Annotated in this window: 9 protein-coding genes; 7 read left to right on the plus strand and 2 right to left on the minus strand. The window is 54.2% G+C overall.

Going from position 1 to position 12251, the window contains the following annotated elements:
- Positions 1 to 59: 59 nt before the first annotated feature.
- Entirely contained in the window at positions 60 to 1229 is a 1170-nt protein-coding gene (locus ACFVTB_RS00930) for an oxalate decarboxylase family bicupin (RefSeq protein ID WP_387744886.1), read from the minus strand.
- Positions 1230 to 1452: 223 nt separating this feature from the next.
- Between ACFVTB_RS00930 and ACFVTB_RS00935 the strand changes: the two genes are divergently transcribed.
- A complete protein-coding gene (locus tag ACFVTB_RS00935; protein ID WP_387743788.1) occupies positions 1453 to 2127 on the plus strand; it encodes an SDR family NAD(P)-dependent oxidoreductase in 675 nt (224 codons plus the stop codon).
- Between the two features lie 44 nt (positions 2128 to 2171).
- Here the strand turns inward: ACFVTB_RS00935 and ACFVTB_RS00940 are convergent, their stop codons facing one another.
- The gene (locus ACFVTB_RS00940) at positions 2172 to 5447 is read right to left on the minus strand and encodes a DEAD/DEAH box helicase (RefSeq protein WP_387743791.1); all 3276 of its coding nucleotides are present in this window, start codon (positions 5445 to 5447) and stop codon (positions 2172 to 2174) included.
- Between the two features lie 224 nt (positions 5448 to 5671).
- On the opposite strand from ACFVTB_RS00940, the gene ACFVTB_RS00945 reads away from it, so the two are divergent.
- From ACFVTB_RS00945 to ACFVTB_RS00970, 6 genes are all read left to right on the plus strand, one after another.
- Complete coding sequence (locus tag ACFVTB_RS00945; protein ID WP_387743794.1) at positions 5672 to 6181, plus strand: hypothetical protein; 510 nt, start codon at positions 5672 to 5674, stop codon at positions 6179 to 6181.
- Positions 6182 to 6209: 28 nt separating this feature from the next.
- Entirely contained in the window at positions 6210 to 7157 is a 948-nt protein-coding gene (locus ACFVTB_RS00950) for a hypothetical protein (RefSeq protein ID WP_387743797.1), read from the plus strand.
- 100 nt (positions 7158 to 7257) lie between these two features.
- Positions 7258 to 7662: a TerB family tellurite resistance protein gene (locus tag ACFVTB_RS00955; RefSeq protein ID WP_387743800.1), complete on the plus strand. Its 405-nt coding sequence runs from the start codon at positions 7258 to 7260 to the stop codon at positions 7660 to 7662.
- A 161-nt stretch (positions 7663 to 7823) separates the two neighbouring features.
- Positions 7824 to 8954 (plus strand): acyl-CoA dehydrogenase family protein, encoded by a 1131-nt coding sequence (locus ACFVTB_RS00960; protein WP_387743803.1) that lies wholly within the window; start codon positions 7824 to 7826, stop codon positions 8952 to 8954.
- Between the two features lie 11 nt (positions 8955 to 8965).
- The gene (locus ACFVTB_RS00965) at positions 8966 to 10141 is read left to right on the plus strand and encodes an acetyl-CoA C-acetyltransferase (RefSeq protein ID WP_387743806.1); all 1176 of its coding nucleotides are present in this window, start codon (positions 8966 to 8968) and stop codon (positions 10139 to 10141) included.
- Between the two features lie 1219 nt (positions 10142 to 11360).
- Positions 11361 to 12242, plus strand: a complete 882-nt coding sequence (locus ACFVTB_RS00970; RefSeq protein ID WP_387743809.1) for a 3-hydroxybutyryl-CoA dehydrogenase — start codon at positions 11361 to 11363, stop codon at positions 12240 to 12242.
- Positions 12243 to 12251: the final 9 nt, after the last annotated feature.

A 12251-nucleotide genomic window follows, 5' to 3' on the forward strand; every position in this document is an offset into this window, starting at 1 on the left:
CAGATCAGTGTGACGCAGCGATACTCTCATGAACATAGTCGAGCATCTGTGGTCTACCGCTATAACGTGGGGTTAGGCTTGAAGGAGCTGTCCGGGTATTTGACGACAGGCCATTTCTGCTTTCGAAGCGCGTCCAGCAGCTCCGGTCCGGCGTTCAGGTTGCTGGCGACCAGCTCCCGTGGGGTTAACGCCATCCATTGATTAAGCGAAACGTCCTCGAAGCGTGCGCTTTTAAACATTTCGAGAAACCAAACCGCTTCCGTTCCTGTATTTTGAATGTAATGGCCGTAGGCAAACGGCACGTACCCGACGTCTCCTGCGCGATAGTCGAATGTCCGGGCAGCACCGTTGCCTGCGAATACGGTCATACGCGCTTGCCCAGTCAAATAATACTGCCACTCATCGTTGTTCGGATGCCAATGCAGCTCGCGCATAGCGCCGGGTTCAAGCTGTACAAGCGCGGCGGCGATAGCGACCGATGCTGGGAAATTGGTGGAGTCGACGATGCGCACACTTCCTCCCGGCGTAATTAATGGCGGTTGCGCCAAAAGTCTGTACTTGAAGCTTTGCGGAACGGTCCCGTACGGCGACTCGACCCGATCGCTATCGATCGGCCCGGGAACGCTGCATTGATAAATATAGACCTGTTCCCTCGGAAAGTCGCGAAAGGCGGATTCCGGCACGCCGAAGTTGGCGGATAGCACGTCTCTCGGTGTATGGGCAAACCAATCCGAGATCGAGAGCGTATTCAAGTCGGAGAAAGCGCCGTCGTCGAAAACAAGCAGAAACTCGCAGCCGTCCTCCAAGCCTTGAATCGAATGGGGGACGCCGGGTGGAAAATACCATAAATCACCTGGACCGACGTCGGCAATAAAATTTCTGCCGTTCTGATCGACCGCCGTGATGCGGGCGGAACCCAAAATCATGTACGACCATTCCGCCTGCTGATGCCAATGCAGCTCCCGGACGCCTCCCGGCGTCAGCCGCATATTCACCCCGGCAAGCGTCGTTGCGATAGGCAGCTCCCGGCTCGTAATTTCTCTGGACCAGCCGCCGTGATTAAGCTGCATATGCGTGTCGGAGAAGGAATAGCGCAAATTCGGGATTAAGCCCGCGTCGGTTGCGGGCGGCACGAGCAGATCGGGATTTTCTAAATCCCGCATCACATCTCTTGGTCCGAAATCGGTCGCCCCGGCGCCGTCTGGCCGAATTGGCTGCGGTACGGGCATCGCGCCACTGCTGGTCGAGCGATTGTCGTTGGTCACCGCTTCACTTCCTTTCGTAAACCATCTATTCAGCCTATGGCGATCATGTTGTCCATTATGAGAAGCAGCAGCATCGACGATTCAATCTGCCTATAACCCTTCAATGTTTTCTATTGGATAATTTCCGATACGAATGGTAAGGTATGGGTGAGGATAAAACAGGAAATGGAAATGGAGATGGAGAACGATGAGCAAGCCATTGATTGCAATTGTGGGTGCAGGAAGCGGAGTTAGCGCAGCGGTTGCGCGCAAATTCGGCGAAAACGGGTTTCGGGTCGCGCTTGTCTCGAGAAGCGGCGATCGGCTGAAGCAGCTGACGGAAGATTTGGCGGAATTGCAAATCGAAGCAGCGGCTTTCCAGGCTGACGCTGCGAGTGAGCAGCAAATAGCAGACGCTTTTCAATCCATTGCGAACACGCTTGGAACTCCGGACGTACTGGTCTATAATGCCGCGGCCATCTCCACGGTGAAGCCAAGCGAATTGAAGGGAGAGCAGCTGCTCGACGAATTGAAAGTGAATGTGGCAGGCGCGTTGTACAGCGTACAGCAAGTGATTCCGCAATTTATCGAAAGCGGCAGCGGTACGATTCTCGTAACGGGGGGCGGATTCGGGATACATCCAAACTTCAATTACTCCTCCTTGTCGCTCGGAAAAGCGGCCGTTCGCTCGCTGGCCTATTCGCTCGCGGACGAGCTCAAGCCGCACGGCGTTTATGTAGGAACGGTCACAATTGGAGGCTATGTTTCTAAAGGCACCTTCTACGATCCGGACATCATCGCCGAGCGGTTCTGGGATCTGTTCCAAAATCGGGATCGGGTCGAAGAGGTATTCGCCGACGACGCATCGGTTCCAGCCGTATAAATAACGAAAATGCCGCCCTTCCATAACGGAGGGCGGCATTGTTTTTATTCGCTCATTTGCAAGAGCTCCTGAATTTCTTGCTCCGTAAGCGAGCTCGGCTGATCGTCGTGAGAGTCCAACATCTCTTCGAATAGACTGAGCTTTTGCTGTTGAAGCTCGTACATTTTTTGTTCGATTGTGCCCTCGGCAACCATGCGGATAACCTGAACCGAGCGGCGCTGTCCCATCCGGTGGGCGCGGCTGATCGCTTGCTGCTCAACGGCGGGATTCCACCACAAATCGTACAGGACGACGGTGTCTGCACCCGTTAGATTGAGGCCGGTTCCGCCCGCTTTCAGCGAGATCAGAAACGTCTCTTTCTCGCCGTCGTTGAAGCGTTCGCACAGTTCGACCCGTTCACGGGCAGGCGTCTGTCCGTCAAGGTAAAAGCAGGATATGCCCCGGGCCGCAAGCTCCGCTCGGATCAGTTCAAGCATTTCGGTAAACTGTGAAAAAATAAGCAGCCGCCGGCCGGCCTGCAAGCATTCCTCCGTTATTTCCAGCAGCTGATCCAGTTTTGCGGATCTGCCGTCGTAGTCCTCGACAAATAGCGCAGGGTGGAGACAGAGCTGGCGAAGACGCGTCAAGCCGGCCAAAAAGGAAATTCGATTGCGCCCGAATGTACGGTTGTCCAGATGCTTCAGCGTCTCGTAGCGCAGCTTGGCCAAGTAAGAGGCATACAGCTTCTTTTGTTCTGGATAAAGTGCCGAGCTCTGCATCGTCTCGATTTTTTCCGGCAGCTCGCCGAGCACGTCTGCTTTCCGTCTGCGCAGCAGAAACGGACGGATGCGTCTTGCGACGCTCTCCTTTGGCAGTTCCCCGAAAGCCCGCTTATCGGGAAAGAGGGAGGGAACTACGACGCTGCATATCGACCACAGCTCATCTAATGAGTTTTCGACCGGCGTTCCGCTTAACGCAAACTTGTAGCCGGCTTTCACTTTTCGCACCGATAGAGCCGTTTGTGTATAATCGTTCTTCATATACTGTGCTTCGTCGATGATCAGCGTATGGAACTCCAGCTTGCCGTACAGCTCGCGATCCTGGCGCAAAAGCGGGTAGGAGGTAATGATAATGTCTGGCCCGTCCGGCTGGCGCCGCAGCAGGCGGCCTCGCTCTGCCGGACTGCCGTCGGCGATGGCCGTCCGCAGCTCTGGGGCGAACTTAAGCAGCTCGTTGCGCCAGTTGTAGACGAGTGAGGCGGGCGCTACGATAAGCGACGGAAGCTCTTGCTCGCGCATATCAGGCAGCATGGACAGAAGAAATGCTATGCTTTGCACCGTTTTGCCCAGTCCCATTTCATCAGCCAGTATGCCTCCAAACCGGTAGCGGGCCAGCATACGCATCCAGCGGTAGCCGTCCTTCTGATAGCTTCGCAGCACGGGTGAGAGACTGGCTGGCACCGGATCGTCCAAATGGTCCGGATTTTGCAAATGATCGAGCAGCAAACGGACCGGTTTATCGATTTTTAACGCAGAGCGGTCCGGCATCGCGTCCAACATAGCAGCGCCCTGCATAAGAGGCACTCGCCAGCCTGTGCTATGCAAATGAGCCGAATGAAGACCGGTCTCGTTCATAAAACGGACCATTTTGCGAAACTCTTCGTCTGTCAGCGGCAGCAGAGCGCCGCTTCGCAGACGGTAATATCTTCGTTTCTCCTCCAGCGCTTGCACAACGCCTTTAATCTCCGCTTCAGGAATCCCTTCCAGCGAGAATGTGAAAGCGAGCCATTCCATTCGCTCCTCCCAAGGAGCTACCTTGATTTGCGGAGGCGGTGATCCGCGGTGCAGACGAATTTTCACAGCTGTCGTCGCATAGACGGTCAACAGCTTTTCCAGTTCGGGCAGCAAATCATGCAAAAAGCCGAATTCCGTTTCCTCTTCCGCCGTAATATAGCCGCTTTCGGTTTGAATGAAGCCGCTTTGTTCCATGAAGCTGATAATTTGCCGCTCTTTGTCGCCTTCACGCACAAGTATCCGATCCTTATTCTTGCGCGACATGCCGCCGGCCGTTTCTAGCGGGTTAATCGTTAAATCGCCGTATTGAAACTCAAGCGAAGCGAGCAGTCGATCCCTAACCCGGTCCAAATACAGCTTGGCGCGGAGCGGCGTCCGAACGAGCCGGTCGGACACCGGTTCAGACAGACGGACGGCGCCCAACTTCATCAGTCCGGGAAGCACCTTATCGACGAACGTCTCCATTTGCTCGAAAGTGAGTTCAGCTTCCTGTCTGAGCAGCGGCTCGAACATCCTCTGCAGACTGTCGATCTGCTCACATTGCTCGCGATCCGCGCGCATTAGCTTGCCGTCCCATAAAATAAGCCTATACGCTTCGAACACCGTCAGCCGTTCCAAGCCGATAACCGTCATGCGGTACGCGCCAGGAGTTTCGGCATCGTCCGGCTGATCGAAATCGAAGCGAAGCGGCAGCGCCTCGTCGCTGAAGGAAGGGTTCGCAGTTGTTCTTCCATTATGCTCTAGCCTAACGGACGAAAGCCGGAGCAGCAACGGAAGCAGCATGTCCGCGCGGGCAGGGGGCACAAGCAGTTTCCTTGCCGTTTCGGAGGCGGCTTTGCTAGTACCGGCCGAAGCCTCAGGGCGATAGATGCGCTCGCTGCCAGCAATCGCGATTAATTCGCGAATGGCGGCCTCGTCGCCGGGCGAGAAGCGATGCATTTCGGGATCATAAGCGAATGATTTCGTCAATTCAAGCCGAGTGCCGGATTCCACCGCTTGCAGAAAAGCTTTCAATTGCTGCACGATATACGGCCGTCCCGGTCCAACCTTTAAATCTACGGCGAGCAAATAGCCGCGAAGACCGAACGGAACGGTAAAGAGACCGTATTCGACCGTCAGTTCCGTACGGGCGTCGAAACGGCTGCCGCTCGTTCTAAGCGGCGGCTTGCGTCCGAACAAATCGATAATCGTTTCCGGCAAGCCAAGCTCCGGTTTTTTATCCGGATACAGCAGCGAACCTCGAACGGCCGGCCGGGCGCGTTCCGCATCGAGAACTTCTAGCAGCGCTGCCGCTATATGTTTACAAAAAACAGTTTGCGAATAATAGGAAGGGCAGGTGCAATTGGCCGTTACTCCGTCATTGTCGCCGGTCAGTAACGAGACGCTATAACGGCTGCCGCCGCCCTTTACAAGTGCCTTATAGTAACCGCCTTCGCGGTCGGCGTTAGAAAATGAAACGGAACCGTCGCGCCGGAACGACTCCCCTTGCTGGAGGTTGTCTTGTCCGCATAACTGCGCGATGAGTTGCCGGGTGAGCGGATACGCCATGCTATCTCTCATTCCTTCAGAAGTAATAGGTTTCAAAAGCTCTTTTTATCATAACAGAAAGGCGGCGATTGATCTAAAATTGATCTAAAAAACCGGTCATGCAATTACAAGAAAATAACATTTTGATTCGGCCGCGAAATTGTAACCTTTTCCGCTCCTCCAGCGTTATATTCAGTATAAGAAACGAATATAAATCTACACCTCAATGAAGGAGCGTCTGCTCGATGAAAAAATATACAATTCCCGTATTAATCGCATTAGCCAGCCTCACATCCGTCAGCCTTGCCGTCGCGGGCAGCCGCGACTACGCGCCCGTCCCGAGGACGCCGTCTATGAAAACGGTTTACATAGAAGACGCCGCTCTGAAAGGCGGACATTACGTCTTCTCGACCGATGAGATCGGATGGTATGAGGGGAAAGAAGCGAATCGCATCTTCCGCGAAAGAGAAGCAGATTCCGGCTTGGACAGTCCTCCAGACGGCTACTATATAGTCAACGATGACCCGTCCGTTCAATCTTTACCCGTAGCAGACGATGCGGTCGTCTTGATGCAAATTTATAATCGAACCGGCAATGCGGCGGATGCCGATATCGTCTGGGACGAATCCATATCCTTGGAAAAGTTCGTTGATCTGCTGAACGACGATCACGATTTTGATTTGCACAATTTTCCTTATCATTTGACGATTGAGAACGGAAAAATTACGAGAATCGTACAGCAATATATTCCTTAAGCCAGACCTTTACGAAAGAGGAGACGCTATGATTTCTTTTGCCCTCAAATACTCCAAAGCGTTCATTGGTGCTGTAATCGGATTTGCTGCGTTCACTGCGCCGTTCGCCACAGTCACGAGCGCTGCCTCGCCGGACGCAGCCGCTGCACGGCCCGAACCGTCGTCGTCATCTGCCGCAGCAGCTGTATTTCAAAGATTCCAGCAGCTGCTCCGCAATCCGTCCGATCTTGCAAAAGCGAGAGCGTATGCGATTAACCATATTCGTGAGGTTGACCAGAAGCAGGCCACACTCATGACGCTTCACCTGGAAAACGCGCAGCTCGCTTATTTGCCAAAGCTGAAGAAGCAATTGATGGATGACGCGATTCAGCAGGAGTTGAGCGCTTCCGTCCTTGAAATCGAATATAACTTAGACAGCATGATTAAAATGGTCAAAAACGCCAAAACGAGAGCGCTGCTTCAAGAGGTGAAAAGCAAGGGTTACCAGCTTTGGTCGAGCGAGGGCGTTTATTATCCGGTTATGCATTACTCAGGCTACAAGCAATTCCGAAGCTACGTGAACAAGGATATCGCTGTTTATATCGATCTCAAAGCTGCCGAATACGATCAGCCGTCCTTCTCAGACGGGGCGCTGCTGCTCCCTTGGGACCAATTGCTAGAGCGGGCGCTTGCTTACGAATCGTTCGCGAAGCAGTATCCGAAGTCCAGCCGGGCCGAAGCGATTCGCCGGCATCCATTGTTCAGCCGCATCTTTTTCGGCTCGAGCAATACACCGGTTTACGATTACAGCCAGGAAACGAATAAAACGGTGATTTCGCCGGACGTGCGAAACGCTTATGAGAAAGCTGTTGCTAAGGGACCAAAGGACAGCGAACTGCTGTCCAAAATCGGGAGGCTTTTGACGTTGCTGGATCAAACGAATAACGAGTTTACGCCGGAGATCGAACGGTTTCTTGAACAATCCGTGAATGGCTGAATCTTTTTTACAATAAACCTAACTAACGGGGTAGGAAATGTCGATTTCGTGTCGAATAGCATGGGAAAGAATGTTATGACGACATGGGAGAGTGGCCTGGATGTTTTTGCACTTTTTGCAATCGAAGGAACAAAAAATAGCGTTTCTGGATTTGGCGAATTTGGTGGCGGAAGGCGATGGATTCGTCAATCCGAAGGAGCGAAGCTTAATCCGCGAGCTGATGGCAGAAATAAACATAGAACCAACGGAATATAACTACGACGGCAAAAGAAGCATGGAAGAGATTATCGGCTGCTTGGAGGATGTCCGGCTGAAGCAGTTGTTCTTTACGGAAATTATGTTGCTTATCTACGCCGACGGAGACTACAACGACGAAGAGAAGCAGCTTGCGGTCAAGCTGCAGCAGCTGTTCGGCATTTCGGATCAGGTATACAACGCGGTCAAGGATTGGGTAATTCGTCTCGATCGGATGAAAATTGAAGGCATTAAGCTGATCTTGTCTTAATTTCATAAGATTAAAAAGCACTCGCAGGAGCCGAAAGGCAGCTTGACGGGTGCTTTTTTATTTGTACGCGCTTGGGCTTGGACGTCCGTCGGCATGGTCCAGGCCGTCCCCCTCATATAATCGGATAAGCGGCCTCAGCGGCGTCCGAAGGAGGGAGGGCGATGCGGTTTCAACTGTCTGCGGAAACGGAGTTGGTTCGATCGGTCATACGAGAATTCGCCGAACGCGAAGTCGGTCCCGGCTCGTTTGAACGCGACAAGCACAGCCGGTTCGATAGGCGGTTGTTCGCTATGATGGGAGAACTCGGACTGACAGGCAGCCTTGTACCCGAAGCATACGGCGGAACCGGGGCCGGGGCTCTGGCTTGGGCGGCGGCGCTGGAGGAAGTGGCCGGCGCATGCGCGAGCACGGCTGCGAGTTTAGCGGTTCACGCGGTTTATGCGGCTGGAGCGATTGTACGCTTCGGAAGTGAGCGTCTAAAAGAAGAAACGCTGCCGCAACTAGCGGAAGGGAAGCTGCTAGGCGGTTTTTGTCCCCCTGCGCCGGCTGGCTCTGGCCCGTTGTTTGGTCGGCTGTCGAACGGAAACCGCCGTCTCGGAGGAAGCATTCCGATAGCGTTGAACGGGGCCGACGCCGACATTTGCATTGTGTTTGCACAGCCTGACGGAGATAGCCGCCGTTTAACCGGTTTTGCGTTGGATATGCGGGATTGCGAGCGTATTCCAATCAAGACGGCTCTCTCCACCGAGCTTAAGCTTGGACTCAGAGGGCTGACGACAACGGGTCTTACATTGGATGGCATGGAGGCGGCACAGGAACGCCGGCTCGGAAGAGCGGGACAAGGAACAAGCGTCTCGCAATCTCTGTTCGGCATCGCGAACCTCAGCGCGGCCGCCCAGTCAGTCGGAGTCGCAGAAGCTGCTTTGCGAGCGGCAAAGGGCTATGCCAAGGAACGGAGGCAGTTCGGCAAGCCAATTGCAAGAAGGCAAGGAATCAGCTTCAAGCTCGCCGATATGGCTGTCCGAACCGAAGCCGCCAGATTGCTCGTCTATCAAGCGGCATGGCGAATGGACAGCAGCTTGCCGTCCGCAAAAGAAGCGGCAATTGCTCGGGTTGCCGCCTCGCAGGCTGCTGTATATGCCGCCTCTGAGGCGGTGCAAATTTTCGGCGGGTACGGCTACATGGCCGAATATCGGATCGAGCGCCTGCTGCGCGACGCCCAATGCTTGGCATCGCCGCTCGGCGCCGGAGGTATGGACACCAACCCGCTGCGCACGATTATAACGGAATAGAGGTGATGTCGATGGGGGCGACATTTATCGTGGGAGGGGCCAGGACGGCATTCGGCAAGCTAGGCGGTCTTTGGAAGGATGTAGCGGCGATCGAACTCGGCGCTGCTGCGATCAAAGGGGCGTTGAACAAAGCGGGGATTGGCGTTTCCCGGGTGGACGGCGTTGTGATGGGCATGGTACTGCAGGGAGGAGCTGGGCAAAATCCGGCGAGGCAGGCGGCGGCGCTTGCCGGAGCGGACTGGAGCGTCCCGGCGGAAACGATCAATAAAGTATGCGCATCCGGTCTAAGGGCCATTACGCTGGCCGATCAAATGATTCGGGCCGGGGATGCCGAGCTGCTGGCAGCCGGAGGCATGGAAAGCATGAGCCAAGCGCCTTTCGCCCTTCCTTCCGCCAGATGGGGAGCGCGCATGGGCAATCGGACGATGATCGATTTGATGGTGCATGACGGTTTGTTTTGTCCGTTCGAGCACGTTCAAATGTCGACGCACGGAGAAACGGCGGCGCAGCGGTTCGGCATTGGCCGCGCCGAGCAGGATGAATGGGCGCTTCGCAGCCACGAAAGGGCCGTATCCGCTGCGGCGGCTGGGCGATTCGCGGAAGAGATCGTTACTGTTGCTGCTGCGACTTCCGGCGTCGTCGCTCAAGCGGATGAAGGGCCGCGTCCGGATACCGACGCTGCAAAGCTGTCCCGCTTAAAGCCGATTACCGGCTTAAACGGGACGATTACGGCGGGCAATGCGCCGGGCGTTAACGATGGAGCGGCAGCAGTCATCATTATGTCCGGGGAAGCCGCTAAACGCGGAGGCTACCGCCCGCTTGCTCAAATTGTCAGCCATGCGACCGTCGGTGTCGCGGCAAACCGGCTCGCCGAGGCTCCTGCTCTTGCCATTGGAGAGCTGCTCCGGCGTACCGGTTTGACAGTGGAGCAAATCGACCTGTTCGAAGTAAATGAAGCATTCGCAGCCGTTATGCTTACTTGCGGCCAGCTGCTTGCATGGGACGAAAACAAAGTGAACGTCAACGGAGGCGCGATCGCGCTCGGCCATCCGATTGGAGCAAGCGGCGCAAGACTTGTCGTCACGCTGGTCGAAGAACTGCGGCGACGCGGCGGCGGATTAGGCATTGCCGCGCTGTGCAGCGGCGGCGCGCAAGGGGACGCGCTGCTGGTGCGGGTGGAAGGCTGACGACTAGTTTTGTCGCTCTGCGTGTGTACGGCTGTCGAGTGAACGAAGGGGAAGAGTGTTTATCGACTGGACTGAGACAGGTGAACGAAGTTTACTTAGCGGTTGAATACGAGCACACAAGCTGTTTAGATGGCGGATAAAGGGGATACGGTAATTCATTTTCTACAAATTATGTATTTATATATGTACCTAGGGCTAGTGCGGCCGATAGTACCTGATTCGTCCCATTCTGTGCGCTCCGGCAATTGATAGCACCTGTTCCATCCTACTAAACGATTACCGCAAATCACTGCAATTGATAGTATCTGTTCTCTTCTGCACTGCTTTCGTTGGCAATCGATAGTACGGCTAGGTGCTTGGAGTCAGTAATAACTGCAAAAAGGCAGTTAATGCCCCGCTATGGCTCGATTTTGCAGAAAATAACTGCATAATCGCAGTTATTGGATCGACCTGAGAAGAATCGAGCGGCCAGCGCAACAAATAACTGCAAAAAGGCAGTTATTTCCTCGATAAGACCCGACTTTGCAGAAAATAACTGCATAATCGCAGTTATTGGAATAGCCATTGGGAGAAACGGGCGGCTGGGGCAACAAATAACTGCTAAAAGGCAGTTATTTCCTCGATAAGACCCGACTTTGCAGAAAATAACTGCATAATTGCAGTTATTAGATCGACATTGCATTGAACAATCTGATTGAACAATCTATTGGAGGTTATTCAATCGGACGCCGATGCAACAACATGGCAATCAGGCTCAGCAATAACTACAAAATGGCGTCATCGGACGCGGATACCTGGTTGTACGGAGGGATAAGTGCTGCAACATAGTTATTATGCGTGAAGTATGCGAGAAGAGCTTTGACTACGGAGGGCAGTGTATTCAGTAAGCATGTGTTTACATTATGTATGCTTTCTATCGCATCAGGATAATTGTGAAAAAACGCTTGAAGTTTGCTGCGAGACCTTGTGGTCGGTAATCTCGCTTGCGTTCATTTTCAACCGCACCGACGCGTGATGAGAGCTATTTGCTGTGTCAGTTCGCTGCGCTAGAATGGTGATCGCACTTGGTTAATTATCAATCGCACTGTCGCGTGATATGTGCGATCTATTGTGTCAGCCACGCTGTGTGGCGAGCTGTCGCTACTACGTAAGTTGCGGGCACGGTGCGAGCTAGCTCGCAGGCAGGGTCAAGTTGAGTGTTACGAATCGAGGTGCGGCAATGGTTCAAAGAAAGGAAAAAATCGCCGTGGTCGGAGCCGGCCAGATGGGTGCCGGAATCGCGCAAACCTTTCTTCAATTCGGCTATGAGGTGAAATTGTATGATATCGATCTCTCCGCCGTCCGCCGAGGATGCCAAGCGATCGAAGCGGCCCTAGCAAGGCTTGTCGCCAAAAACCGGCTGTCGCCCAGCCAGCTTGTGGCTGCATCCAGCCGGCTTTATTCGACCGACCGCCTGACGGAAGTCCGCGACTGTACGCTTGTCATCGAAGCCGCTCCCGAGCGAATGGAAATTAAACGTGCGATTTTCGGCGAGCTTAGCCGCATTTGTCAGCAAGACGCGGTATTGGCGACCAACACGTCATCTCTGTCGGTGACGGAGCTCGCTTCCGCCGTCGACAGGCCGGGGCAAGTCGTTGGCATGCATTTTATGAATCCGGTTCCGGTTATGCCTCTTGTCGAGCTGATCAGAGGTTTGCGCACAACTAACGACACGCTGGACCGTGCGAAACGGGCGGCGGAATCCATCGGTAAGACGGCGGTCGAGGTTAGCGACTTCCCTGGCTTCGTGTCGAACCGGGTGCTTATGCCGATGATTAACGAAGCGATTTTCGCCGTATACGAAGGTGTTGCCTCCCCTGAAGCGGTCGACCGGGTAATGCAGCTTGGGATGAATCACCGAATGGGACCGCTCGCTCTGGCCGATCATATCGGGCTCGATACTTGCTTGTTCATAATGGAAACGCTGCACAGCGGCTTCGGCGATTCGAAATACCGGCCGTGTCCGCTCCTTAGACAGTATGTCGCCGCAGGGCGGCTGGGCAAGAAAACGGGCGAGGGCTTCTACCATTACTCCATTGACAGAACGGAGAGGAGTGACTAGCCAATCGAT

The organism is Paenibacillus sp. NPDC058071, assembly GCF_042885235.1.
GTDB lineage: Bacteria > Bacillota > Bacilli > Paenibacillales > Paenibacillaceae > Pristimantibacillus.